This is a genomic window from Rhodocaloribacter litoris (genome assembly GCF_011682235.2).
Lineage (GTDB): Bacteria > Bacteroidota > Rhodothermia > Rhodothermales > ISCAR-4553 > Rhodocaloribacter > Rhodocaloribacter litoris.
Genome location: NZ_CP076718.1, coordinates 247,520 through 270,683, shown reverse-complemented (window position 1 = coordinate 270,683; position 23,164 = coordinate 247,520). Strand labels below are relative to the sequence as shown.

Annotated in this window: 24 protein-coding genes and 1 tRNA gene; 17 read left to right on the top strand and 8 right to left on the bottom strand. The window is 67.8% G+C overall.

Annotated elements, in window-relative coordinates; all coding sequences use genetic code 11:
• The first annotated feature begins 92 nt into the window (after positions 1-92).
• From GQ464_RS01075 to GQ464_RS01035, 9 genes are all read left to right on the top strand, one after another.
• Complete coding sequence (locus GQ464_RS01075; RefSeq protein WP_166980803.1) at positions 93-845, top strand: esterase family protein; 753 nt, start codon at positions 93-95, stop codon at positions 843-845.
• Positions 846-1,012: 167 nt separating this feature from the next.
• On the top strand, positions 1,013-1,324 hold the full coding sequence (locus tag GQ464_RS01070; RefSeq protein WP_166980801.1) for a hypothetical protein: 312 nt from the start codon (positions 1,013-1,015) through the stop codon (positions 1,322-1,324).
• A 160-nt stretch (positions 1,325-1,484) separates the two neighbouring features.
• Entirely contained in the window at positions 1,485-2,057 is a 573-nt protein-coding gene (gene mnmM, locus GQ464_RS01065) for a tRNA 5-(aminomethyl)-2-thiouridylate-methyltransferase MnmM (protein WP_166980799.1), read from the top strand.
• A gap of 110 nt (positions 2,058-2,167) precedes the next feature.
• Positions 2,168-2,602, top strand: a complete 435-nt coding sequence (locus GQ464_RS01060; RefSeq protein WP_166980797.1) for a hypothetical protein — start codon at positions 2,168-2,170, stop codon at positions 2,600-2,602.
• A 15-nt stretch (positions 2,603-2,617) separates the two neighbouring features.
• On the top strand, positions 2,618-3,394 hold the full coding sequence (locus tag GQ464_RS01055; RefSeq protein ID WP_166980795.1) for an NRDE family protein: 777 nt from the start codon (positions 2,618-2,620) through the stop codon (positions 3,392-3,394).
• 172 nt (positions 3,395-3,566) lie between these two features.
• On the top strand, positions 3,567-3,788 hold the full coding sequence (locus GQ464_RS01050; protein WP_228350791.1) for a hypothetical protein: 222 nt from the start codon (positions 3,567-3,569) through the stop codon (positions 3,786-3,788).
• A complete protein-coding gene (locus GQ464_RS01045) occupies positions 3,709-4,176 on the top strand; it encodes a type II toxin-antitoxin system VapC family toxin (protein ID WP_228350786.1) in 468 nt (155 codons plus the stop codon). The genes GQ464_RS01050 and GQ464_RS01045 overlap by 80 nt, the downstream gene beginning before the upstream one ends.
• Positions 4,177-4,260: 84 nt before the next feature.
• Positions 4,261-5,487, top strand: coding sequence for a bifunctional alpha/beta hydrolase/OsmC family protein (locus tag GQ464_RS01040; protein ID WP_166980791.1), 1,227 nt, complete (start codon positions 4,261-4,263; stop codon positions 5,485-5,487).
• A gap of 146 nt (positions 5,488-5,633) precedes the next feature.
• Positions 5,634-8,693 carry an AAA family ATPase gene (locus GQ464_RS01035; protein ID WP_166980789.1) on the top strand — a complete coding sequence of 1,020 codons (3,060 nt, stop codon included), beginning with the start codon at positions 5,634-5,636 and terminating at the stop codon, positions 8,691-8,693.
• Positions 8,694-8,755: 62 nt separating this feature from the next.
• Here the strand turns inward: GQ464_RS01035 and GQ464_RS01030 are convergent, their stop codons facing one another.
• Positions 8,756-9,598, bottom strand: coding sequence for a hypothetical protein (locus tag GQ464_RS01030; protein WP_166980787.1), 843 nt, complete (start codon positions 9,596-9,598; stop codon positions 8,756-8,758).
• 68 nt (positions 9,599-9,666) lie between these two features.
• Positions 9,667-10,602, bottom strand: coding sequence for a DMT family transporter (locus tag GQ464_RS01025; RefSeq protein WP_166980785.1), 936 nt, complete (start codon positions 10,600-10,602; stop codon positions 9,667-9,669).
• Between the two features lie 11 nt (positions 10,603-10,613).
• Here GQ464_RS01025 and GQ464_RS01020 point away from each other — a divergent pair, with 11 nt between their 5' ends.
• From GQ464_RS01020 to GQ464_RS01010, 3 genes are all read left to right on the top strand, one after another.
• Entirely contained in the window at positions 10,614-11,108 is a 495-nt protein-coding gene (locus GQ464_RS01020) for a MerR family transcriptional regulator (protein ID WP_228350486.1), read from the top strand.
• Between the two features lie 24 nt (positions 11,109-11,132).
• Positions 11,133-11,206: transfer RNA gene (locus GQ464_RS01015), tRNA-Pro, on the top strand.
• Positions 11,207-11,424: 218 nt separating this feature from the next.
• Positions 11,425-12,696: a bifunctional 3,4-dihydroxy-2-butanone-4-phosphate synthase/GTP cyclohydrolase II gene (locus tag GQ464_RS01010; protein ID WP_166980781.1), complete on the top strand. Its 1,272-nt coding sequence runs from the start codon at positions 11,425-11,427 to the stop codon at positions 12,694-12,696.
• A gap of 39 nt (positions 12,697-12,735) precedes the next feature.
• On the opposite strand, the gene GQ464_RS01005 is transcribed toward GQ464_RS01010, so the two are convergent.
• Both GQ464_RS01005 and GQ464_RS01000 read right to left on the bottom strand, forming a co-directional pair.
• Complete coding sequence (locus GQ464_RS01005) at positions 12,736-13,392, bottom strand: RNA polymerase sigma factor (protein WP_228350485.1); 657 nt, start codon at positions 13,390-13,392, stop codon at positions 12,736-12,738.
• Between the two features lie 119 nt (positions 13,393-13,511).
• On the bottom strand, positions 13,512-14,630 hold the full coding sequence (locus tag GQ464_RS01000; RefSeq protein WP_166982023.1) for an ISAs1 family transposase: 1,119 nt from the start codon (positions 14,628-14,630) through the stop codon (positions 13,512-13,514).
• A 190-nt stretch (positions 14,631-14,820) separates the two neighbouring features.
• Here GQ464_RS01000 and GQ464_RS00995 point away from each other — a divergent pair, with 190 nt between their 5' ends.
• From GQ464_RS00995 to folE, 3 genes are all read left to right on the top strand, one after another.
• The gene (locus GQ464_RS00995) at positions 14,821-15,744 is read left to right on the top strand and encodes a cobalamin-dependent protein (RefSeq protein WP_166975382.1); all 924 of its coding nucleotides are present in this window, start codon (positions 14,821-14,823) and stop codon (positions 15,742-15,744) included.
• A gap of 121 nt (positions 15,745-15,865) precedes the next feature.
• Positions 15,866-16,336 (top strand): fasciclin domain-containing protein, encoded by a 471-nt coding sequence (locus GQ464_RS00990; RefSeq protein ID WP_272493486.1) that lies wholly within the window; start codon positions 15,866-15,868, stop codon positions 16,334-16,336.
• Between the two features lie 95 nt (positions 16,337-16,431).
• A complete protein-coding gene (gene folE, locus GQ464_RS00985; RefSeq protein WP_228350483.1) occupies positions 16,432-17,091 on the top strand; it encodes a GTP cyclohydrolase I FolE in 660 nt (219 codons plus the stop codon).
• Here the strand turns inward: folE and GQ464_RS00980 are convergent.
• From GQ464_RS00980 to GQ464_RS00970, 3 genes are read right to left on the bottom strand one after another with little or no spacing between them, the layout of a single operon-like run.
• Positions 17,066-18,088, bottom strand: coding sequence for an NAD(P)/FAD-dependent oxidoreductase (locus tag GQ464_RS00980; RefSeq protein ID WP_166975408.1), 1,023 nt, complete (start codon positions 18,086-18,088; stop codon positions 17,066-17,068). The two genes, folE and GQ464_RS00980, sit on opposite strands and share 26 nt — an antisense overlap.
• Complete coding sequence (locus GQ464_RS00975) at positions 18,081-18,815, bottom strand: lycopene cyclase domain-containing protein (RefSeq protein WP_166975411.1); 735 nt, start codon at positions 18,813-18,815, stop codon at positions 18,081-18,083. Before GQ464_RS00975 ends, GQ464_RS00980 begins: the two co-directional genes overlap by 8 nt.
• Positions 18,816-18,817: 2 nt before the next feature.
• Complete coding sequence (locus GQ464_RS00970) at positions 18,818-20,353, bottom strand: phytoene desaturase family protein (RefSeq protein WP_166975414.1); 1,536 nt, start codon at positions 20,351-20,353, stop codon at positions 18,818-18,820.
• 267 nt (positions 20,354-20,620) lie between these two features.
• Here GQ464_RS00970 and GQ464_RS00965 point away from each other — a divergent pair, with 267 nt between their 5' ends.
• A complete protein-coding gene (locus tag GQ464_RS00965; protein ID WP_166975417.1) occupies positions 20,621-21,712 on the top strand; it encodes a VWA domain-containing protein in 1,092 nt (363 codons plus the stop codon).
• Positions 21,713-21,827: 115 nt separating this feature from the next.
• On the opposite strand, the gene GQ464_RS00960 is transcribed toward GQ464_RS00965, so the two are convergent.
• Positions 21,828-22,739: an MBL fold metallo-hydrolase gene (locus GQ464_RS00960; RefSeq protein ID WP_166975419.1), complete on the bottom strand. Its 912-nt coding sequence runs from the start codon at positions 22,737-22,739 to the stop codon at positions 21,828-21,830.
• Between the two features lie 247 nt (positions 22,740-22,986).
• On the opposite strand from GQ464_RS00960, the gene GQ464_RS00955 reads away from it, so the two are divergent.
• On the top strand, positions 22,987-23,151 hold the full coding sequence (locus tag GQ464_RS00955) for a hypothetical protein (RefSeq protein ID WP_228350482.1): 165 nt from the start codon (positions 22,987-22,989) through the stop codon (positions 23,149-23,151).
• The last annotated feature ends 13 nt before the right edge of the window (positions 23,152-23,164 follow it).

The following is a 23,164-nucleotide window of genomic DNA, read 5'->3' as shown; positions in this document are numbered from 1 at the left end:
GGGGGCCGGGCGTAGTAGGGTCCCCGGGCGGCGGGCGTTCCGCTTCGGGGGCACACGCCGCGCTTCGGAAAAGCCATCCATCCTGACGGTTCATGCAACGGGAGATACATCGCTGGTGGAGTCCCCGCCTCGAAAAGGACATGGAGATCGTGGCGTACGGCCATTACGGCTTCGCCCTCCTTCTTTTCCCCACGGCCGCCGCCGACTTTCTCGAATACGAGCGGTTTCATCTGATCGACGCCATCGCGCCGCACATCGAGCGTGGCCGGTGCAAGGTCTACTCGATCAACAGCATCAACCGGGAAAGCTGGTTGAACGATCACATGCCCCCGCGCCACAAGGCCATCCGGCACCAGCAGTACAACGGCTACGTGACCGAGGAGGTGGTGCCCTTCATCCACGACCATTGCCGGGGGCTGGTCCCCATCGTCACCGCCGGTGCCTCGCTCGGGGCGCTGCATGCCGTCAACCAGCTCTTCCGCCGTCCCGATCTCTTTGCCGGCACCATCGGCATGAGCGGTTCCTACGACCTGAAGCACTACACGAAAGGGTACTGGGACGAGGACGTTTATTTCAACTCGCCCGTGGACTACGTGGCCAACCTGGAAGATGAACGGGTCCTCGAACAGCTCCGGCGGAAGCGGATCATTCTGGCAACCGGGCAGGGCAGCTACGAGAACCCCGGTGCCTCGCAGCACTTCTCGTGGATTCTTCATACGAAGGGGATCCCGCATGAACTGGATCTGTGGGGACACGACGTTCCCCACGACTGGCCTACCTGGCGGCGGATGTTGCCGTATTTTCTGGAAAAGCTCTCTTTCGAGGCCCTGGCCGCCGCCTTCTAGGCAGGGCGCGGCAGGCTTGATGCATGCTGCCCGGGTGTTTGTCCGGGAGGTTTTTCGTCTCAAGGTTTGCCCGGACGGGCAGGAGGTTCGGCGTGTTGATCAAGGCTGCGGTCGTGGTTGCCGCGCTCGGCGGCGCGCTTCTTCTGATGTCGTGCGCGAGCAGGTCGGTGCTGTGGGAACCGGAAGGGGAGCCCTACGTGCGCGGGCCCATCGAGTCGCTCACCCACCGGGCTACGGCCTCCGGCTTGCTGGTACGGGCCGGGCCGGGATCGCGAGAGCCGTGTGGCATTCTGGCCACCGTGGATGCCGGAACGCGCTATCTGGAGCGTACGCGCTCCGGCGGGTTGCGGCGTGCCGCGCTGGCGGATCTGAGCGAGGGCGACACCGTGGAGGTCTATGTGAGCGGGCCGGTGATGGAGTCCTGTCCGGTGCAGGGCTATGCCGCGACGGTGATACGCAGGGCCGGGGGAGCGCCGTAGCAAGGCCCGTTCTTCATCGTATGCAGGCGCTACCGGCGCGGCCGGCCCTGTACGATCTGCCGGGGACGCACGAGGTGCAGGTCGGGGAGGGCGTCTACCTGCTGCGGCTCCAGACCCGGCCGGATCGAACGCGCCCTACAGGCCGGAGACGTCGTCGTTTATGCTGATCAAGCCACTGGACCGGGCCAAGGAGATCGTCGCCGCCGTGCTCACACCCGGCGACGTGGCCGTCGACGCCACCACCGGCAACGGGCACGACACGGTCTTCCTGGCCGAACGGGTGGGACCGGCCGGGCACGTATACGGCTTCGACGTGCAGGAGGAGGCCATCGGGCGCACGCGGCAGCGGCTGGCCGGGGCGGGCCTGGCCGAACGGGTGACGCTCTTCGCCCGGGGCCATGAGGCCCTGCGCGAGACGCTTCCGGCCGGCGTGCATGGACACGTGGCGGCGGTCATGTTCAACCTGGGCTACCTGCCCGGCGGCGACCACCGCCGCATCACCCGCCCGGAAACCACGGTGCCGGCCCTCGACGCCGCGCTCGACGTACTTCGTCCCGGAGGGGTGCTCACCGTGGTCGTCTATCCCGGTCATCCCGGCGGTGCCGAGGAGGCCGGGGCCGTCCGGAACTGGGCCGCGGCGCTCGATCCGCATCGCTACCTGGCCGTGCGCTACGATCTGCTCAATCGTCCCCATCATCCTCCCTGGCTGCTTGCCGTAGAGAAACGGGACTGAAGGAGCCCGGGCATTCCGGGTGGGTTGCATCCTGCCGGGGAATGCCGGAACTTAGGCACGCCGCCGAAGCGGACCATCCCAACCGTTTTTCACCTCATTCCTGCTTCCGTATGCTACCACCGGGTGTCTTTTTCCGGCGGGCCGCTGTGCCGGCGCTTCAGACCGCCGTGCTGCTTATGCTCGTCTCCGGGTGCGGCCTTTTCCGTTCCACGCCGGCAACCCCGCCCGTTGTCGGTACCTGGGCCTACGTCGTGGTCAACACGCCCCAGGGCGACGCCCCGGGCACCCTCGTCGTCACCTATGTGGACGGGCACCTTGGCGGGCGCATGGTGGTCGACCTGCTCGGCCAGACGGCGCCGCTCGAAAAAGCTTCTTTTGAGAACGATGTCTTCACCTTCGTCGCGACGGTCAACATCGACGGCCAGGCGACGCCGGTCCGGGGTGAGGCCACCGTGGAAGGGGATACGATGTCCGGCCGGGTGGAGGTGCCCGGCATCGGCACCTTCGTCCTGACCGCCACGCGGCAGGCCCTGGCCGGCGGGTAAGACCGGACCCCGATCATGTGCCTGATCGTCTTCAGTTACCGCCAGCACCCGGACTACCCGTTCGTCTTTGCCGGAAACCGGGATGAGTTCCTCGACCGCCCGGCGACGCCGATGGACTTCTGGACGGAGGCGCCGGACCTGCTCGCCGGGCGCGACCTGCGCGGCGGGGGCACCTGGCTGGGCCTGACCCGCACCGGCCGGTTCGCCGCCGTGACCAACTACCGGGAACCCGGGCGCCACAACCCGGCCGCGCCCTCACGGGGCCACCTGCCGGTCCGCTTCCTCCTCGGTGACGACCCGCCCGCCGCCTTCCTCGATGCCCTCGCCCCGGAGGCCGGCCGCTACAACGGGTTCAACCTGCTCGTGGGAGATGGTACCTCGCTCCACTACTTCTCCAACCGGGACGGGCGGCAGGAGCTGGCGCCGGGGCTCTACGGCCTGAGCAACCATCTGCTGGACACGCCCTGGCCGAAGGTCGTCCACGCCCGAGCACGCCTGGCTGCCCTGCTCGAGGCCGGCCCGCCGGAGCCCGAAGCCCTCTTCGAGCTGCTGGCCGACACCACGCCGGCGCCGGACGAGGCCCTGCCCGAAACGGGCGTTGGCCGCGAGTGGGAGCGGCGGCTCTCGTCCGCCTTCATCCGGGCTCCGGGCTACGGCACGCGCGCCGCTACGGTCCTCCTGGTCGACGCCGAGGGGGTGATCACCGTCGCCGAGCGCACTTTCCCGCACGACGGCCAGGCACCCCGCACGCGACGGTTTCGCATCGAGACGGGCGCGGGTTGCAACGGATGAGCCGGCCCACCGGCAGGTACCGGCCCCGGCTGCTTCGACGCCCATGAACGTTGGACGCCCGGAGACGCCTCCGGTGCTTCACCCGGTAAAAAACCATGAAGGGCGGGCTCCCGGGGGATGAACATGCAGGATGAAACCTCGTACATGCAACAGATCGAATCCCGGTGTGGCTATGAACGCTATCAATATGATGACCGTCGTCAAAGACGGTCGCGTCACGGTCAACGTCCCGGCTGAGGATGGCACCAGCGTGCAGGTCATCATCATTCCCCGCCGGAGACCGGAGGAAGCCGAAGCCCTGCTGCGGGAAGCGGATCGCCTTCGGGCAGAGACACCGGCCCGGGCACCGGAACCCGGCACGCTCAAGCGGTGGATCGAGGAGGGACGCGCATGATCGTAGCGGACGTCAATCTCTCGGTTTATCTGTAGAGGGAGCCCACACGTCCGAGGTCCGAAAGCTGTTTCAGCACGATCCGGAATGGATCGTACCACCGCTGTGGGAGAGCGAGTTTTTGAACGTCATGTGGCGGTATATCCGGCAGAACACGTTTTCTGTGGACGATGCCCTTCGCCGTTTCCGTGCGGCCCGGGGCCTGGTGCGCATCGTGGACACACCACCAGCCGAACTTGTGCTTCGCCTGGCATCGGACCATGATCTGACGGCTTACGATGCCACGTATGCCGCCCTGGGACGGCACCTGGGTGTGCCGCATGTCACGTATGACCGGCAGGTGATCGCAGCCGGCCTGGGGATCCATCCGCGTGACTTTTCGGACGGGTGATTTCGCATCGAGACGGGCGCGGGTTGCAACGGATGACCCGGCCGGGTAACCCACCGGTGTTTCCGGGATCAACCTGTCAATGCCATGAACTTCAAACGCATCACCTTCGAGAACCGCAACGGCCAGCGGCTTTCGGCTCGGCTCGATCTACCCGTCGATGGCGATCCCCTTGCCTGTGCCCTTTTTGCCCACTGCTTCACCTGTGGGAAGAACCTCCGCGCCCTGCGTTACCTCAGCGAAGCCCTCACCGAAGCGGGGATCGCCGTCCTCCGGTTCGACTTCACCGGGCTGGGCGAGAGCGAAGGGGATTTCGCCGAAACCACCTTTTCGTCGAACGTCGAAGACCTGGTCGACGCCGCCGCTTTCCTGGCGCGTTCGTATGCTCCGCCGGCGCTCCTGATCGGGCACTCGCTCGGTGGTGCCGCCGTGTTGCAGGCGGCCGCACAGCTCGACGCCGTGCGGGCGGTGGCCACCATCGGCGCGCCGTTCGATCCCGAGCACGTCCTGCACCTCTTCGAAGACGTCCTCGACGAGATCGAACGCGACGGGGTGACCCGGGTACGGCTGGCCGGGCGCGCGTTCACCGTGAAGAAGGCGTTCGTCGACGACCTGGCGGCGCAGAACGTCCGCCGGGTGCTGCGTGACCTGAAGCGGCCCCTGATGCTGCTCCACGCACCGATGGACCAGGTCGTCGGGATCGACAACGCCGCTCTCCTCTTCGAGGCGGCCCGGCATCCGAAGAGCTTCGTCTCGCTCGACCGGGCCGACCACCTGCTCTCGAACGAGGAGGACGCCCGTTATGCCGGAACCGTCATCGCGGCCTGGGCCCGCAGATACCTCGGTGTGTCGCAGGCGGAGCGCAAGCACCCCGATCCGGCCGACAACCGGATCGTGGCCCACATCGACCGCGCGCACTACCGCACCGAGATCCTGGCCAACGGGCATGCCCTCCTCGCCGACGAGCCGCGCACGGTGGGGGGGACGAACGCCGGTCCCACGCCCTATGACCTGCTCGTTGCCGCCCTCGGCGCCTGCACCGCCATGACGCTGCGCATGTATGCCGACCGCAAGGACTGGCCGCTGGAGTCGGTGACGGTGCGCCTGCTTCACCGGAAGGTCCATGCCCGCGACTGCGACTGCGGGGCCGGTGAAACCAGTACCGGCAAGATCGATCTCGTCGAACGAGAGGTGGAACTGGCGGGCGACCTGACCCGGGAACAGCGCGGGCGGCTGGTCGAGATCGCCAACCGGTGCCCGGTCCACCGTACCCTCACCGAAGGCCAGGTCGTCGTGAAGACACGGGAAAAATAGGTGGCCGTCCGGCTCGGTGATGGCGAAACATCCACACCTCCATCCCTCCACACTTCCCTGCCTCGCTTCCACCGGCCGTGCATGGGGATCCCGGCGGGCGTATCTTCGTTGCCCGGGAAGATCGTCAACCGGTAGTTCTTGCACGCATGGTACCCGTCGCGCTACGCCTGCACAACTTTCTCAGCTACGGCACCGCCGCGCCGACGCTCGACTTCGAACAGTTCCGCGTGGCCTGTCTCTCCGGGCGCAACGGGCAGGGTAAGTCGGCCCTGCTGGATGCGATCACCTGGGCGCTCTGGGGGGAGGCCCGCAAGTCGAGCGACAGCCGCAAGCCCGACGACGATCTGCTGCGCATCGGAGCCCGGCGCATGCAGGTCGAGCTCGTCTTCGACCTCGAGGGAACCCGCTACCGCGTCTTGCGCTGGTATGAGAAGACGAAGACGGGTAAGACGAGCAAGCCCGGCCTCGAGGTACACGTCTTCGACCCGGCCCAGGACGACTACCGGCCCCTCACCGGGGCCTCGATCCGCGAGACGCAGCAGGTCCTGAACAACATTCTGGGGCTCGACTACGACACCTTCATCAACTCGGCCTTCCTGCTGCAGGGGCGTTCCGACGAGTTCACGAAGAAACGGCCTGCCGAGCGCAAGCAGATCCTGGCCCGCATCCTGAACCTGGGCCGCTACGATCGCCTGGCCGAGATGGCCCGCGAGCGCCTCCGCAAGGCCGAGGCGGACGTCGACCTGGCCGAACGCGAGATCGAGCGCCTCAAGAACGCCCTGGCCGGGGAGCCCGCCTGGAAGGAGGAGCACGCCCGGGTGGAGGCGCAGATTGCCGAGGAGGCGGCGACGCTCGAACGGCTCCGGGCCGAGGAACGGCAGCTGGCCGAACGCCTGGCCGCCCTCGAGGCCCGGGCGCAGGAAGCCCTCACCACCCGGGAAGCCCTCGACGGGCTCGACCGGCGCCGTCACGCCGACGAGGAGGAGCGGCGGCAACTTCTGGAACGCATCCGGGAAGCCGACGCCCTCATCGCCCGGCAGGCGGAGATCGAGCGGGAGCACCAGCGCTACGAAACCCTCCGGAAGACGTATGACGACCTCCTCGACAGGCAGCATCTCTACGAGGCCGTCGAGAAGCAGATCCGGCAGCAACGGGAGGAGCTGAAGGACCGGAAGAACGCGCTCGAGAACCAGATCCACAGACTGACCGTCGAGCTGAAGGCAGATCGGGACGAGCTGTCCCGGTGCGAGGCCGAGCTGGTCGAGTTGCCGGCCGTACGGCGACAGCTGGAGGCGGCCCGGACCGCGGCCCGGCAGTTCAAAGACCTGACCGACGTGCTCACCCGGCGACGCCGGCTGGAGGAGGAGATCACCGCCGCCGAGCAGCGCCTGATGCAGGAACGGGAGGCCCTCGGCGGGCGGTTGCACGCGCTGGAGGCCGGCATCGAGCGCGAAGCCGCCACCCTGCCCGACCCCGACGGCCTGGAGCAGGAACGGCAGGCCTGCGCAGCGGCCGTGGACCGGCACCGGCAACTCCAGGAAGCGCTGGACCGGATCCGACAGGAAGGGCAGGCGTTGCGCGAGCAGATCAGGGAGCGGGAGGGCCTGATGAAGGCCCGTCAGGAAAGCCTGAAAAAGCAGGAGGAAGCACTGCGCCGGTTGCTCGACTTCGAGGAGGAGGCCTGCCCCACCTGTGGCACGCCGCTCACCCCGGCACACCGGGCCGAGGTGGAAGCCCGGTACCGAACCGAAATGGATCGGCTCCGGAAAGAGCTGGAGGAGATGCAGCACGGGATCGAGGAAAAGATGGCGGCTCGCCAGACCCTGCTCGATCGGTACCGGGCCGTGGAGAACGAGGCCAGGCAACTCGCCGACCGGGTCGCATCGCTGGCGGCGATCGAGCAGCGCATCGCCCACGCCCGTACGGCGCAGGAGGCCCTGGCGGCACGCCGCAAGGAGGCCGAGGCCCTGCGCCGCCGCCTCGCCGACGAGGATTTCGGGCACGAGGTGCGGGCACGGCTCCAGACCCTGCGCGAGCGTCTCGACGCCTGTCCCTTCGACGAGGCGGCCTACGAGCGCCTGCGCGACCAGGCCGGCCAGGTGGAACGGTTCGAGGAAAAGCTCCGGCGGCTGGAGGAGGTGGCCGGTCGCAAGCAGCAGCTCGAACAACGCCTTCAGCGGAAGGAGCCGGAGCTGGAAACCCTGCGTACCCGGCTCGACGACGGCTCGGTCTTCGGACCCATCCAGGAGCAGATCCGCCACCTGGAGGCCCGGCAGGCCGAGATCGGCTTCGACCCGGCCCGCCTGGAGGAGGTGCGCCGGATGCTCCGGGAGGTCGAGAAGGCCGGCGAGCGGATGAAGGAGTTGCTGCACGCCCGCGCCAACCGGGCTGACTGGAAAGAGCAGGTTGCCCGGATCGACGAGCGCCTGGCGAGGGCGAAGGCGGAGCGGGAGGCGCTGGCCGGGCGGCTCACCCGGCTCGAGGCCGACCTGGCCGGGCGCGACGAGCTGGTCCGCCGGCAGCGTGAGCTGGCCGCGGCCTGTGCCGGGCGGGAGCAGGCCCTGAGCGACCTGCACACCCGGGCCGGCGAGCTGCGCTCCCGTCTCGAACAGGCCCGGCAGGACCGCGAAGCCCTCACGGCACAGCGGAAGGCCCACGCCGCCGCACGCACCGAACGTACCATCTACCGGCATCTCCGCGCCGCCTTCGGCAAGCACGGCATCCCGTCGCTCATCATCGAACAGACCCTGCCCGAGATCGAAGAGCGCGCCAACGAGCTGCTCGCCCGCCTGACCGACGGCAAGATGTACGTCCACCTCGAAACGCTCAAGGATAAGAAGACCGGCGGAACCAAAGAGACGCTCGAGATCATCATCACCGACGAACAGGGGGTGCCGCGGCCCTACGAGACGTTCTCCGGCGGGGAAGCCTTCCGCGTCAACTTCGCCCTCCGCATCGCCCTGGCCCAGCTCCTGGCCGAGCGCAGCGGCGTCCGCGTGCGCACCCTCGTCGTCGACGAAGGCTTCGGCACCCAGGACGAACAGGGCGTGGAGAACATGGTCGAGGCCATCCAGACCATCCAGGACGACTTCGACAAGATCATTGTCATCACCCACCTGGATCAGCTCAAAGAGGCTTTTCCCGTGCGGATCGAGGTGGAGAAGGATCCCGTCGAAGGATCCCGTTTCCAGATGATCGGCGTCTGAGGCGGTGCGTACCTCACATGGCCGTGGGAGGCGTTTCGCACGCCGTACATACGGCGGCTCGGTCAGAGCCCGCCGGCGGCGGGGAGAAAGCGGAGGCCTGCGTGGAAGTGCTCGAAGCGCAGGGTCCGGGGGCCGAGGGACGCTTTTTCGTAGCCGTATGCCGCGAAAACCTGGAGGCGGCTCTCCGGTGCATAGAGCACGCCGAGGCGGCGCCGGTGGAAGGAGGGATCGGGGCCGCCGTAATGGATCTGGTACCCGGAGGAGGCGGTCAGGTGGAGGTGGGGGCCGAGCTGGACCAGCAGCCCGGCGGTGTAGCCGGCCTCGAGCGCGGTGCGGGTGTCACGCGTGCCCGGTCCGAGCCCGTCGTACTGGGTCTGGCCGAGCCGGAGGGAGCTGAGGGCGCCGTTGCCGATGAAGCGCGGTTCGACGAAAAAGGCGGGGCCGCCGAGCCGGAGGGAGGGTCCGAGGCGCACGGCGAGCCAGCGGGCGTGGAGGTCGGGTACCCCGGCGCGGTCCACGTCGAGGAGGGTGAGGCCGGCCCCGAAGGGGGGGCGGAAGACGTCGAGGTCCAGCAGGCCGGCACGCCAGCGGAAGCGGGTCGGCAGGTCGTTGCCGAAGCGGGCACCGGCGGCTCCGAAGAGGACGTCGAAGTGGCTGTCCGACGAGACGGCGGGCAGGAGCAGCGCCACCGGCACGCGGCGGGCGGCCAGCAGCAGCAGTTGCCGGGCTTCGGTGTCCGGGAAGGCGTCGAACTGGAGGCCGAGCATCTGCGGAGCCGTGTTCGCCAGCGCCTGCCGGGCCAGGACCGGTCGGGCTTCGAACACCCCGGCCACGAGGAGGAACCATCCCGTCAGGACGAGGACGCCGCGCGGGAAGCGGTGGGAGAGACCGGGGCAGGGGAGCATGAACAGGGTGTTCTTCGGAATGGGTTGCGGAAAGACCGGCGGGCCGTGCGGGTTCCGGTGCCGGGGGCTTACACGCGGGCCGGCGGCCGGGCGGTTCCCCGTACCCGTCGAACGAGCATGATGCCGGCGATGATGAGGCCTCCGCCGAGCAACTGCGCCAGGTTGATCGGTTCGTCCAGGAAAAAGAAGCCGGCGAAGAGGGCGATGAACGGCACCAGATTCCCGAAGGCGGTGGTGTGGGCGGCTCCCACCCGGTGCACCGAGGCACTCCAGAGCACCGGCGCCAGCCCCGTCGAGAGGCCGCCCGAGTAGAGCAGGGCCGCCCACGTCCATCCGTTCACCCGTCCCCACGCGATCTCGTCGAACGAGGGGAGGGCTACCAGGAAGAGCAGGGGCAGGGAGAACAGGAGGCCGAAGAGCGAGAGCGCCAGCGGGGAGACCCGGCGCAGGACGGGCCGGTTGAGCGCCGTGTAGCATCCCCAGCAGACGGCGGCACCGACCATCACGACGTTGCCGAAGAGCACGCCGCCCCCGAAGTCGACCGTGCGGGGGCCGAAGACCACGATGAGGGCCGTGCCGACGAGGGTCACCAGCAGGCCGGCCCAGCCGAGCCGGCGCAGCCGTTCGAATCCGAAAGTGTGACCGACCAGCGCGGACCACAGCGGCACGCTCGCCATGATGATGGCGGCGCTGCCCGCCGCCGTGTGGTCCAGGCCCACGATGAACGCCACCTGGTACAGGAAGTAGCCGAGCAGCCCCAGCGCGAGGAGCATCCCCGGCGCCTGGCGGAGCGGGGCCAGGAGCGGCGTGCCCTGACGCCGCCCCTGGACGGCGTAATAACCTCCCAGCACCAGCGCGGAGATGAGCAGCCGCACGGCGTTCATGGCGTGTGCCGGCATCACGGCCAGCACGGCTTTGATCACGGGAAAGTTGCAACCCCAGACCAGGGTGACGAACAGCAGCATGGCGTCCGTCTTCCAGCCGGAGGCTCGGGTGTCGGTCATGGGAGCGGGCGGTGAAAAGCGACAAAATACAGGGCAACGCGATGCTTTCGCCTCCTTCCTTTCGTACTTTGAAGGCAAAATTCATCGGGCGGCGGCCGGGCGGTGCCGTTGCGACGCCCCTGGACCCCGGTCGCCCGCGGGATCATCAGAGAACGCAGCGTTTCATGGAGGAAGAAGGCATCAAGAAACTGTATTACTCCATCAGCGAGGTGGCCGAACTGCTGGGCGAGAAAGCACACGTACTCCGTTACTGGGAGACCGAGTTCCCGCAGTTGCACCCGCGCAAGAGCCGGGCCGGCAAGCGGATCTACACCGAGGACGACATCGCCGTGCTCCGGCGGATCCAGGCGCTTTTGCGCGACGAGAAGTACACCATCGCCGGGGCCCGGCAGGCGCTGGAAGAGGAGCGAAAGGCGTCCGACGGCGCAAAAAAGGATGAAACGGCCTTTCGCCGGGAACTTCTCGAGCTCCGCGTATTTTTAGAGAAGCTCTTGAAAAGCCTCTGAGGTTTTCTTTGTTTTCGACCGGATCGGGACGTAGCGCAGTCCGGTAGCGCACTTGCATGGGGTGCAAGGGGTCGTGGGTTCAAATCCCGCCGTCCCGACCTGAGGGAAACCCGTCCGTACGCCGTCACCGGCCCGTACGGACGGGTTTTTTCGTTTCCACCCCGGGTCGCGTGCTTGTTGAAGCTCTCGTGAGGAAAGAACCTCATCCGGCTCCTCCCGTTCAAGCACATGATTTTGGAGCGTCTCCGGGGCCATGCGTTCGCCCCGCGTGCCGCACCGGGGACGCAAGCCCTTTCCGAGCCATTCGACGACCTCCATGACCCAGGCGCATCCGCCCACGCCGTCGCCCCCGTTTGACCGGATTGAAGACGCCATCGCCGACATCCGGGCCGGCCGGCTCGTCATTGTGGTCGACGACGAAGATCGCGAAAACGAAGGCGACTTCATCGCCGCCGCCGAGCTGGTGACGCCCGAACTGGTCAACTTCATGGCCAAGGAAGGGCGGGGACTCATCTGCGTACCCATCACCCGGGAACGGGCTCAGGAACTCGACCTCGGGATGATGGTGCCCTCCAACACCGCCCTCTACGACACCCCCTTCACCGTGTCGGTCGACTACCGGATCGGCACCACCACGGGCATCTCGGCGGCCGACCGGGCGCGGACCATCCGGGCCCTGGCCGACCCGAAGGCACGGCCCGAGGACTTCGGACGGCCCGGTCACGTCTTCCCGCTGCGGGCCCAGCAGGGCGGGGTGCTGCGGCGCGCCGGCCATACCGAGGCCGCCGTCGACCTGGCCCGGCTGGCGGGGCTCTACCCGGCCGGCGTGCTCGTCGAGATCATGAACGACGACGGCACCATGGCCCGTGTGCCCGAGCTCCGCGAGATCGCCCGCCGGTTCGACATGCGGCTCATCACCATCAAGGATCTGATCGCCTACCGGATGCGCACCGAGAAGCTGATCGAGCGCGTCGTGGAGGTGCAGATGCCCACGCGCTACGGGGATTTTCGCCTCGTGGCCTACGAAGAGCGCCTCACGGGCGACGTCCACCTGGCGCTGACGAAAGGGACGTGGAACGAGGACGAGCCCGTGCTCGTGCGGGTGCACTCCCAGTGCGTCACCGGCGATATCTTTGGCTCGAAGCGATGCGACTGCGGCGACCAGCTCGCCCGCGCCATGCAGCAGGTCGAACGCGAAGGCCGGGGCGTCGTCCTGTACATGAAGCAGGAAGGGCGCGGCATCGGACTGCTCAACAAGCTACGCGCTTACCGCCTGCAGGAGGAAGGGCTGGACACGGTCGAGGCCAACGAGGCGCTGGGATTCAAGATGGACCATCGCGACTACGGCATCGGCTGCCAGATCCTCCGCGACCTGGGTATCCGCAAGCTGCGGCTGATGACGAACAACCCGACCAAGCGCATCGGACTGGCGGGTTACGGCCTGGAGATCGTCGAGCGCGTGCCCATCGAGATCCCTCCCAACGAGGTCAACGAGCGCTACCTGCAGACGAAGCGCGACCGCATGGGGCACCTCATCCTGAACAACACGTCCGAGCACGACGAGGAGGTGCTCCGGCATATCCTCTGATGGATCCCGTATCGTCCACAGGTGTACGTGGGGACGATTTCAGGCGGCCATGACCTCGGCTTCCTGCCCCTCGGGGACGATGCCGTAGCGATCGCGAAGAATCTGCTGCAGGCGGATACGCCCCCGGTTGATGCGACTCTTGACGGTGCCCATGGGCAGGCCCGTGATCTCGGCGATTTCGTCGTAGGTCAGTTGCTGCACGTCGCGCAGTACCACCACCTCCCAGTAGCGCGGCGAGAGCTGTGCGAGGGCTTCCTGGATGGCCTGCTCCTCGAACGTGCGCTCGGTTTCACGCTCCGGCGAAAAGGTCTCGTCGGGCAGCGGTAGCTCGTACTCCTCCTGATCGCGGGTTCCGACCCGGAGCGTGTAGGTCGTCTTGCGGCGCTTGTTTTTGCGGTATTCCGAGCGGGCCAGGTTGCCGGCGATGGTGTAGATCCACGTGGAGAACTTGGCGAAGCGCCGGTAGGCGTGGCGGTTCCGGTAGACGCGGAGGAAGGTGTCCTGCAGCAGGTCCTCGGCCCGTTGCGGGTCGCCGAGGAAGTCGAGCAGGTAACGCATCAACTTGCCGGAGTAGCGCTCGACGAGGAGGTCGAACGCTTCCACGGTTCCGGCCTGGAGCTGCTCCATGAGCAGTTCGTCGCTGAGTTCGTCCAGCAGGGCCTTCCGGTTGCGGGGGTGGAGGCGGGCGGTCTTCATGGGGCACCTCTCGGTTGTGGGTCGAATAACGCTCATCGTGGTTGTTGTGAGCGATTCTGACCTGTTCTAATATCGAAAATGAATTATGTTTCGATCAATCAAGACAGGGCGAGCGCATTCTAAATTCCGACGATCTGCGCCAGGAAGGCATCGTCCCAACCGGCCCGTTTTCGCTTCATGCGCAGACTCAACCGCTTCGTTTCGTCCTTGCGCAACAGGTTGAGCGCTAGCTGCCGCACCACCGCCATGTTCTGCCCCCCGTGATCGCGCCGAATACGGCTCTCATCCTCCCGAAACACCACATCGAGCACCCAGTGCAGCTGATTCTCAATGCCCCAGTGACTCCGGATGATATCCAGCATCTGCTCCGCTGTGGTCGCGAGGCTGCTGATGTAGAAGCGGCGCTCCAGACTCACGCCCTGCTGCGTGTGGCGCTCGTGTTCGACCATCACGAGGCTGTTCAGGTCACGCCACGCCTCGGCCTTGGGCACCCAGGCCACATCGGTCGAGATCCACAGCCGACGCACTTCCTTGCGCCCGTGCCCCAGGTCACAGCGCTCCGCGTAGGCGACCGGCATCGCCCGCCAGTGCCGCGTGCGCCCCTGCTCGAAGTAGGCCCGCACCTCACGGTGGAGCAGGCCCTGGTTGCCCTTCAGGGCCAACACGTAGTCCGCCCCCTGCGCGCAGATCGCTTCGGCAATCTCGGTCTGCGTGCCCATCGCATCGAGCGTCACAATGCAGCCTTCGAGGTCCAACACCTCCAGAAGCGCCGGAATCGCGGTAATCTCATTGCTCTTGGCCGAGACCTTCTCTTGCGCCAGCACCAGATGCTGCTCACACGCCCAGGCCGAGATCATGTGCAGGGCGGCCTTCGGGTCGTCTTTGTCGTAACTGCGGCGCAGCGTCTTGCCATCGATGGCAATGACCTCGCCGGCCGTCTGTTGGGCCAGCGCCTCCACCCAGCGTACGAAGCCGCGGGCGAAGGCCTCCGGGCAGATGGCGGCCAGGACGCGGCGGAAGGTGTCGCCCGAGGGCGTGCCATGTTTGAGGTCGAGCCGTTGGGTCAGCCAGGAGACTTTGGCCTGGGCGAACGTGGCGATGTCATCCCAGCCCTCAGCACCGGCAACAACGGCACAGAGGGCGATCACGAGCACGTGCTCGAGCCGGTGGCGTTTGCCCTGATCGCGTCGGGGGTCCTCAAGGTGGTCAAAATAGCGAATAAAGCAGGTCTCAGACATGAACGGAGGGGAGCAAACTGGAACGGCTGACGAACCGGCACAGCTTACGACATCCCAGGCCATTAACACTAGCCTATTTTAGAATGCGCTCGCCCTGTCAATCAAGATAAAAAATCGAATTTAATCTCCGTCGTAGTGCAACTTATCCATTCTGAAGCGTTCATAAGCACGAGATGGTCGAAAAACAGACATGAGCGACGCGCAGACCATACTGTCCACCCGGGAGGCGGCCAGCCTGCTGGGGGTGCATGAATCCTCGATAAAGCGCTGGTGCAACGAGGGGGCGCTCTCCTGCCGGACGACGGCGGGAGGCCACCGGCGCATCCCGGTCGACGCGCTGGTCCGCTTCGCTTCGGAGCGGCGGATGAACCTTCCGCTGCTGGCGTTCGGAGACGAAGCGGCCCGCGTCGGACGGGGGCTGCTCCGGGCGCAACGCGAAGGCGACTTCACGGACCTGTACGAGGTGGCGTACGACGCACTGGCCCACGGCGACGTCGAGCGTTTCACCCGGCTTCTGACGTTCCTCCGCAGGCACGACGTATCCCCTGCCCGGCTGTTCGACCACCTGGTCGGCCCGGTGATGCGCCGGATCGGAGAGGGCTACGTGACTGGGCACCTCAGCGTCGGCGAGGAGCACCGCATGACCGGGCTCGTGCGCGACGCGATCTTACGACTCGATGCGCCGGCGGGCGAGGGCCTGCGCAAGCAGCGCAATGGCCGGAAGCGCAGGGTCGCCGTGGTGGGTTGCCTGCAGGGGGAGGTGCACGAACTGGGCGCCCTCATGGTGCGGCACGTGCTGGCGGCCCGTGGCTGGCAGGTCATCTACCTCGGGCTGGATGTGCCCACGGAAGAGTTCGCCGGGCAGCAACACCGGCACGAGGCACAACTGATGTGCATCTCGATGATGCCGCCCCGGGGCCTGCCGGAAGCCCTCGCCGCCGTGCGCCTGCTCGACCGCATGTACGACCCGAAAAGACCCTGCCGTCTGGCCCTCGGCGGGCCGGGCCTGCCCGAAGATCGGGATCTGCGCGATGTGGCCCCTCGCTTCCTCGAGGCCCGCTTTTTCTCACGCATGGAGCCGTTCGACCGGTGGATACAGGCCATCGAAGCCTGACGATCCGGCGCACGCCATGCCTTCCATCCACCATCCATCCATCCCACACCATCAACACGGAGAGCAAACCATGAAAACCATCTTCAAACACATGACCACGTCACTTTTCACCCTCACGCTGATGGCTCTGTTCGTCGCGACGGGCTGTGACGCGCAGGACCCTGAGACGCCCATGGTGGAGAAAGACATCGTGCAGGTGGCCACGGAAGGCGGCTTCAATACGCTGGTGGCGGCCGTGCAGGCAGCCGGCCTGGTCGAGACGCTCCAGGGCGAGGGGCCGTTTACCGTCTTCGCCCCGACCGACGAGGCCTTCGCGAAGCTGCCCGAGGGCACCGTCGAAAGCCTGCTCAAGCCGGAAAACCGTGACCAGCTCGTTGCCATCCTGACCTACCACGTGGTGCCGGGTGCCGTACGGGCCGCCGACGTGGTCAACCTGACGTCGGCCAAGACGGTACAGGGGGCCTCGCTTACCATCAAGGTGATGGACGGCAAGGTGATGATCAACGACGCCACCGTCACGGCGACGGACATCGAGGCCTCGAACGGCGTCATCCACGTGATCGACACGGTGTTGCTGCCGCCGTCGAACTGACGCGACGGGAACGGTCCTGCACCGATTCGATGCGGTGCCGGACCGCCTTCCCTTTTCGCACTATCCCAGCCTTATTTATGACGAGGAACCTGTTCATGACGATGCCTACCCTGTACACGTCCACCTCCCAGGGCGACGGTGCGGCCGGTGAACCCGTTCCGGTCCCCGCGATGCCCCGGACCGACACAAACACGCCTGCGACCTCGCTCCTCGCGCGCAACTTGGCGCGGGTGATCGAACTGCTCGGCGAGGACCCCGAGCGGGAGGGCCTTCTGAAAACCCCCGAGCGCGTGGCGAAAGCCCTCCAGTTCCTCACCCAGGGCTACACGCAGGACCCCCGCGCCATCCTCACCAGCGCCCTGTTCGAGGAAGACTACAGCGAGATGATCCTCGTCCGCGACATCGAGGTCTTCTCCCTCTGCGAGCACCACATGCTCCCGTTCTTCGGTCGGGCGCACGTGGCCTATATCCCGAACGGCCAGATCGTGGGGCTGAGCAAGATCCCGCGCGTGGTGGACGTGTTCGCACGGCGGTTGCAGGTGCAGGAGCGGCTGACGATCCAGATCCGCGACGCCATCGAGGAGGTGCTGCAGCCGCAGGGGGTGGCGGTGGTGATCGAGGCGACGCACCTGTGCATGGTGATGCGCGGCGTACAGAAACAGCACTCGATCACGACGACGAGCGCCATGAGCGGGCTGTTCATGGAAGACACGAGCGCACGCGCCGAGTTCATGCGGCTGGTGCAGGGGGGCTGATCCCGAACGTGGATAGCACGGAACGGGCGAGGGCGCGGCCGCTGAGGTACGCGCCCTCTATGCGTCCGCCCCGGTAGGCGTCCCCGCAGGCACCCAGGCCGATGGCCGGATCCCAGAGGCACGGGGCCTCGGCTTTGCCCACGGGCAACGCATAGCGCCACCGGTGGGCCACGGCCAGCACGGGCGGCACGGGGGCCATGCCCACGGCGGCGAAGAACGCGTCGAGCAACGGGGCGGTGATCCGGTCCGGGTCGGCTTCGAGATGAGCGGCCGACCAGTCCGGCCCGGCGTGCAGGACCCACGTCTCGCCGGGGGGCCGTCCGGGCTTGCTGCTGTTGCGCGCCACCCAGGTCAGCGGGCTTTCCTCGACGAACAGGCCGTCGAACGGGATCGGGAGCGGGGCGTCGAAGGCGGCCATGACGGCCCAGCAGGGTGCCATGGTAAGGCGGGCGGCGGCCGCCGCGAAGTCGGAGGCTGCGCCGAGCAGGGGCGCAGCTTGCGGCGGCGGGGCGCTCACGAGGACGACGTCGAACCGCCCGAAGGCGGTGCCGTCCTCGGCCCGGAGCTGCCAGCCGCCCGCGAAGGGCTCTACGGCCTCGATGCGCACGCCGTAGTCGACGCGCAGGCCACGGGCCAGGTGCCGTGCGACGGCGTTCATGCTGGGCACGCCCACGTAGCGGGCCTCGCGGGACGGCTTTGCGGTGAGGTGCCCATGGCGTGCCACGCCGAGACGCAGCGGCCATGCGGCCACGATCCCCTCGGCCCGCCAGGCCTCGACCGCCTCGCGGAAGGCCGGGTCCCGGGCCGTGAAATACTGGGCGCCGTGGTCGAAGTGGAAGCCGTTCTGCCGGCGGCGGCTCATGCGCCCGCCCGGTCCGCGTCCCTTGTCGAAGATGCGGACGGGCAGGCCGGCGCGGTGCAGCGTGGAGGCGGCAGTCAGGCCGCTGAGGCCGGCACCGATCACGGCGACGGCGGGATGGACGGGGGCGTCAGGCATGGCGGGCGGCGTGCGGTTGCGACAGGGGGAGGAACAGCCAGAGGCCCTGCACCACGAGCAGGTTCGTTACGAGGAAAAAGGTGGCTTCTTCGACGGGCAGGCCAACGGGACGCCAGCCGAGCGTGGTGGCCTCGGCGATGTGCCAGATGCCCAGGCGGATGGCGATGGCGTCGGCGACCCACAGGTAGAGCGTGGGGACGGCCACCGCCAGGAAGAAGAGGCGCCGGTGCCGGAGGAAGGCGTCGCCGGCGAGGAACCACTGGCCTGCCAGGACCGGGGCGGCCCAGGCCAGGATCAGCCCCAGGTAGGTGCCCGGCTCGGTGGTCAGCAGCACCGCGCCGACGACGGCTATGAGCAGCCAGAAGGCGGCGCCGAGGCGGCGGGCGTGGGGGCCGGGGGCCGCGTCGGGCCGGCGGAGGGCGGGGCGCGCCCGCAGGCGCACGAACCACAGCCCGGTGAGCAGCGGCTGGAGCACGAAGAACAGGTACTCTTCGACGGGCACGTAGCCGATCGTCCCCAGCACACGCGCTGCGCCGTACGACCAGATGCCCCGCGCCACGAGGTAGTTGTCCCACGGGGTGGTGTAGAGTACGGCCAGGAGGGCCAGCAGGAGCAGCCACGGCCAGGGATGGCGCTCGCCCGGGGCGGCCGCCGGGCGGGGCGGGATGAGGGCCAGCGCCAGCAGCGGCGGCAGGATGAAGACGAGGTGGAACTGGAGGTAGGTCATATTCAGACGCGCCTTCGGCTCAGATCTTTCAACAGAACGCGGGCGGCATTCCGGCCCGAGGCGCCCATGATGCCGCCGCCGGGGTGGGTGCTCGCGCCGGTCAGGTACAGCCCCTTCAGGTGGGTCCGGTAGCGGGCCATGCCGAGGAACGGGCGGAGCATGAACATCTGGTCGAGGCTCATCTCCAGGTGCATCACGTTGCCCCGGTAGAGGCCCAGCTCGCGCTCGAGGTAGAGCGGGTGCTGAAAGAGCTGGCCGACGACCTTGTCCCGGGTGCCCGGGGCATAGGCTTCGAAGGCCGACAGGATGCGGTCGGCGACGGCCTCGCCGATCTCGTCCCAGTGCCCGGAGCGGAGGGCGTACGGGAAGTACTGGGCCCAGAGCCAGAGCACCTCGCCGCCGGGCGGGGCCAGCGAGGCATCGACGGCGGAGAAGGTCATCGCCACGAGGGGTGGGTCGTGGGCCGGCTCGCCGCGCAGGTAGTCGCCGTAGGCGGCGTGGAGCTGGGCGCGGTCGCGGCAGAGGAGCTGAAGGCCGGTGCGGGCCTCGGCCCCCGGTGCGGCCGTGTAGGCGACCGGCTCGCGGAGGGCCAGGCGGAGGATCGCGCCGAAGCCGTTGCCGGTGCGCAGGTGCCGGGCGCCCGGCGGGCGGTGGGCCTCGGGCAGCAGCCGCCCGAACGTTTCCAGGGCGTGGGTGCCCGCCACCACGGCCCGTGCCGTGTACGCCGCGCCCGCTACGCGCACGCCCACGGCCCGGCGGCCCTCGACGAGGATCTGCTCGACCGGCGCCGAGGTGAAGACCGCCCCGCCGTGCGCCTCGATGTGGCGGCGGAGCGCCTGCGTCAGCTCCCCCGAGCCGCCCCGGGGCCGCGCGATGCCGCCCTCGTGATAGAGCGGGTGCCAGAGGAGGAACGGGGCCGTCAGCGGCTCCGTCGGCGGCGGGCCGGACTGCGCCGCCATCCATACGAGCATCGCCTTCAGCTTCTCCTCCCGGAAGTACGCATCGACCACCTCCCCGTAGGGCTTCAGGATCATCGGAAGCGCCTGTTTCCAGTCGGGCGTCGTGCGGCGGAAAACCATCGCGCGGCCCAGCTCGAAGGGACCGGGCACGCACAGGAAGGCGTCCCTGACCGCCTCGGCAAACGGCTTCCAGGCGTCGATGAAACGGCGGTAGGCGATCCCTTCCCCCGGAAACTTTTCCTCCAGGTGGGCCACGGTCCGGTCCACGTCGCGGTAGAGGAACACCGCGTCGCCGTCGGGGAAGGGGGCGAAGAAGAGCGGGTCGAGTTCGAGGTACTCGAGGCCGAAGGCGCCGAGGCCGAGTTCATCGACGACGGGCGTGAGGCGGATCAGGATGTGGGCGCTTCCGCCGAGGTCGAACCGGTAGCCGGGGACGATCTCGCACGTGGAGACCGCTCCGCCGACCCTGTCGCGGCGTTCGAAGACGGCCACGCGGTAGCCGGCCTGTGCCGCGTAGGCGGCCGTGATGAGCGCGTTGTGGCCGGCGCCGACGACCAGGACGTCGTAATCGTGGGGCATGGGTCCAGGCGAAAAGGTATGGCGCTCCATACCCGCCATCGGGGCAAAGGTTTGATCGCGGACGAAGGCACGTTCGCATCCGGGCGAGCGCCGGTTCCGGAAGCGCGGCGTCCGGAGCGGCGATGCCGGTGCGCGTTCCGAAAAAGACAGGCGTTGCTGCGCTGAAAACGGCCTTTTCAGGACGATCCGGTAGCCGGGTGCCGGGTATGGCAGGGTCTGTGCAGGGGCAGGGGTGAACCGCCCGTATCCCTCAGGCTTGATCCTCCCATGCGACATCCCGGAACCCGTTGCTACCGACCCGCAGCCTGGGTGCTGCTCCTCCTCGTCGCGCTGGCCGGCTGCGATGCGAACGACGAGGCCGCCCGCTGCGAAATCTTTCAGACCTGCGACGTGACGGCGACCCTCAACGTTGCCCTCATCGAGCACCAGACGCGGCCGCCCGCCAACGTGTCCCTGCTGTTCAAGGTGGATACGGAAGACGGGGCGCCCGTGCCGGGCCTGCAACCGGCGAACTTCGACATCTTCGAGAACGAGCAGCTCGTCTCGCGCTTCGAGTCCCGCCAGAGCATCGTGCCGAAGGCGGGGCAGTTCCGGTTCACCGTGGCCCTCCTGCTGGACCTGAGCGGGAGCATCGTCGCCAGCGAGAGTCTGGAGCCGCTCAAGGCGGCGGCCCGGAGCTTCGTCGAAGCGACCCTGTTTGCCCGCGACGATCCCCGCTATGGCGAGATCGAGATGGGCATCTGGTGGTTCGATGGGCAGGCCGAGCTGGTGCCGCTCGTGGGGGTGACGAGCGACCCGGATCTGCTCTTGGCCGGGATCGAAGACATCACAGCTGACCTGCCGAAAGACAACTCGACCAACCTCTACGGCGCCGTCGTGCAGGGCATCGATCAGATCGATCAACGGCTGGAGGTCCTCGTGCGGGAGCAGATCATCGCGGCCGGGACGGTCGTGCTCTTCACCGACGGTACCGACCAGGCCAGCCGGGTACCGCGCTCCGAGGCGATGACGGCCGTGCGGCGTGCCAGGCCGGACGTGTCGATCTATGCCATCGGCCTCGGGGGGGAGATCGATGAGGCCACCCTGACGGAGATCGGCCGGGACGGCTTCGTGGCCGCCTCCCGTATCGACGACCTGCTGCCCCGTTTCCAGGAGATCGCCGGCTTCATCCGGGACGAGGCCAACAGTTATTACCTGCTCGAGTACTGCTCGCCCAAGCGCAGCGGCGAGCATGAACTCACGGTGCGCGTTACCGATGGGACGGCGGTAGGACTGCTGGCCACGCGGTTTGAAGCGAACGAGTTCACGGCCGGCTGCACCGTCTCGCAGGTGCTCGCGAAGGTCGGGGGCGGCCGGTAACCCATCCCGCGGCGGGTGCGGGCGTTCCGCAAGGTCCTGGGGGAGAGGTCAGGGCGTCACGTGCCCGCGTGGGGAGCGTCCCGGTTCATCCGAGCCGGGACGCTGCTCGTGGGGCCTACTCTTCGGCGGCCACGGCGTCGTAGACGATGCCGACCCACACGTCGGGCTGGAGGAAACCGCGGCCCCAGGTGGCATCCAGGTCGGCGGTAGGCCGGGCGGCGATGGCCTCGTCCCGGCTCTTGCCGTCGGCGATGAGGGCCTTCATCCGCGCGTGCACGGTCGCGAGCATCTCCCGGTAGGCCATGAGTTCGGCACGGTTCGAGAGCGGTCCGTGGCCGGGAATGATCTTCGTGTCCTCGTGGGTCATCGGCAGCACCCGATCCACGGCGGCGATCATGCCGGCGAGGGTCCCCCCGCTGGAGACGTCGATGAACGGGTACATGCCGTTGAAGTAGGTGTCCCCCATATGGATCACGTTGGCGCGGCGGAAGAAGATGATGGCGTCGCCATCGGTGTGGGCCGGGTCGACGTGGAAGACGTGGATCTCGTCGCCGTTCCAGTGGAAGGTGACGGCGTCGGTGAAGGTGACCACGGGCAGGGCGGCCGGCGGGGCCGGAGGCGTCCGCGAATTGAAGGCTTCGATGAACTGCTCGGTGCTCATGCGGCGCCGGACGTTCTCGTGGGCCACGATCACCGCGCCGGCCTGCCCCATGTTCTCGTTGCCGCCGGTGTGGTCACCATGCCAGTGGGTGTTGACCACGAACCGGATGGGCTGCTCCGTCTGTGCCGCCACGGCCGCCTTGATCTTGTCCGTCAGCGGGGCGTACTGGTCGTCGATCAGGAAGGCGCCGTCCTCGCCGACCGACAGGCCGATGTTGCCGCCCCGACCGGCGAGCATGAACACGCCTTCGGCCACGGGGATGGTCTGAATCTGCACCTCGTCGAAATTCGGCTGGGCGAGAGCGACCGGGGGGACAAGGCCGAGCAGGATCGCGAGGGGAAGGAGGCGAAGAGCAGCGGTGCGCATGGGGCTGTCGGGCTGGATGGGAGGGGTGCTGTAGATGGGGGGTACTGTAGAGATGGTAGGTGTTTTTTTCCGCCGGCACAAGGGTGGCAGGCGCTTCGGAGGAGGTCTCCGGTTGCGTGCCGGCGGCCCGTGCATTCCGGCATGAAACTTGTCCGAAAACAGAGAGCCGATGGCTCCGCGACGGACCGCGACGGGCGGCGGCGCGATGTGCCGGTGTTGTGTGAAGCGACGTGTTGGAGGCTGCGCCATGGAGAAGTGCCAACCCATCCGAATGAAATCCCGGCGGACGGCCCATGCATGGGCCCGGGCCGAGCGCCGGCTACGCGAGCTGGCCTGGCGTCTGGGCGTCACGCCCAAGTTGCTGCGGGCCACCCTGCAGGACCGTGCGTCGTACCCGCGCCGGGCGGCCTGAACGGAACGAAAAA

Coding starts and splice junctions, on each gene's coding strand:
- GQ464_RS01035 (WP_166980789.1), top strand. CDS start 5,634: ATGGTACCCGTCGCGCTACGCCTGCACAACTTTCTCAGCTACGGCACC.
- GQ464_RS00975 (WP_166975411.1), bottom strand. CDS start 18,815: ATGACCTACCTCCAGTTCCACCTCGTCTTCATCCTGCCGCCGCTGCTG.
- GQ464_RS01040 (WP_166980791.1), top strand. CDS start 4,261: ATGAACTTCAAACGCATCACCTTCGAGAACCGCAACGGCCAGCGGCTT.
- GQ464_RS01060 (WP_166980797.1), top strand. CDS start 2,168: ATGCTACCACCGGGTGTCTTTTTCCGGCGGGCCGCTGTGCCGGCGCTT.
- GQ464_RS00965 (WP_166975417.1), top strand. CDS start 20,621: ATGCGACATCCCGGAACCCGTTGCTACCGACCCGCAGCCTGGGTGCTG.
- GQ464_RS01005 (WP_228350485.1), bottom strand. CDS start 13,392: ATGAAGACCGCCCGCCTCCACCCCCGCAACCGGAAGGCCCTGCTGGAC.
- GQ464_RS00990 (WP_272493486.1), top strand. CDS start 15,866: ATGGCTCTGTTCGTCGCGACGGGCTGTGACGCGCAGGACCCTGAGACG.
- GQ464_RS01075 (WP_166980803.1), top strand. CDS start 93: ATGCAACGGGAGATACATCGCTGGTGGAGTCCCCGCCTCGAAAAGGAC.
- GQ464_RS01050 (WP_228350791.1), top strand. CDS start 3,567: ATGAACGCTATCAATATGATGACCGTCGTCAAAGACGGTCGCGTCACG.
- GQ464_RS00970 (WP_166975414.1), bottom strand. CDS start 20,353: ATGCCCCACGATTACGACGTCCTGGTCGTCGGCGCCGGCCACAACGCG.
- GQ464_RS01055 (WP_166980795.1), top strand. CDS start 2,618: ATGTGCCTGATCGTCTTCAGTTACCGCCAGCACCCGGACTACCCGTTC.
- mnmM (WP_166980799.1), top strand. CDS start 1,485: ATGCTGATCAAGCCACTGGACCGGGCCAAGGAGATCGTCGCCGCCGTG.
- folE (WP_228350483.1), top strand. CDS start 16,432: ATGACGATGCCTACCCTGTACACGTCCACCTCCCAGGGCGACGGTGCG.
- GQ464_RS00995 (WP_166975382.1), top strand. CDS start 14,821: ATGAGCGACGCGCAGACCATACTGTCCACCCGGGAGGCGGCCAGCCTG.
- GQ464_RS01010 (WP_166980781.1), top strand. CDS start 11,425: ATGACCCAGGCGCATCCGCCCACGCCGTCGCCCCCGTTTGACCGGATT.
- GQ464_RS01030 (WP_166980787.1), bottom strand. CDS start 9,598: ATGCTCCCCTGCCCCGGTCTCTCCCACCGCTTCCCGCGCGGCGTCCTC.
- GQ464_RS00980 (WP_166975408.1), bottom strand. CDS start 18,088: ATGCCTGACGCCCCCGTCCATCCCGCCGTCGCCGTGATCGGTGCCGGC.
- GQ464_RS00960 (WP_166975419.1), bottom strand. CDS start 22,739: ATGCGCACCGCTGCTCTTCGCCTCCTTCCCCTCGCGATCCTGCTCGGC.
- GQ464_RS01025 (WP_166980785.1), bottom strand. CDS start 10,602: ATGACCGACACCCGAGCCTCCGGCTGGAAGACGGACGCCATGCTGCTG.
- GQ464_RS01000 (WP_166982023.1), bottom strand. CDS start 14,630: ATGTCTGAGACCTGCTTTATTCGCTATTTTGACCACCTTGAGGACCCC.
- GQ464_RS00955 (WP_228350482.1), top strand. CDS start 22,987: ATGGAGAAGTGCCAACCCATCCGAATGAAATCCCGGCGGACGGCCCAT.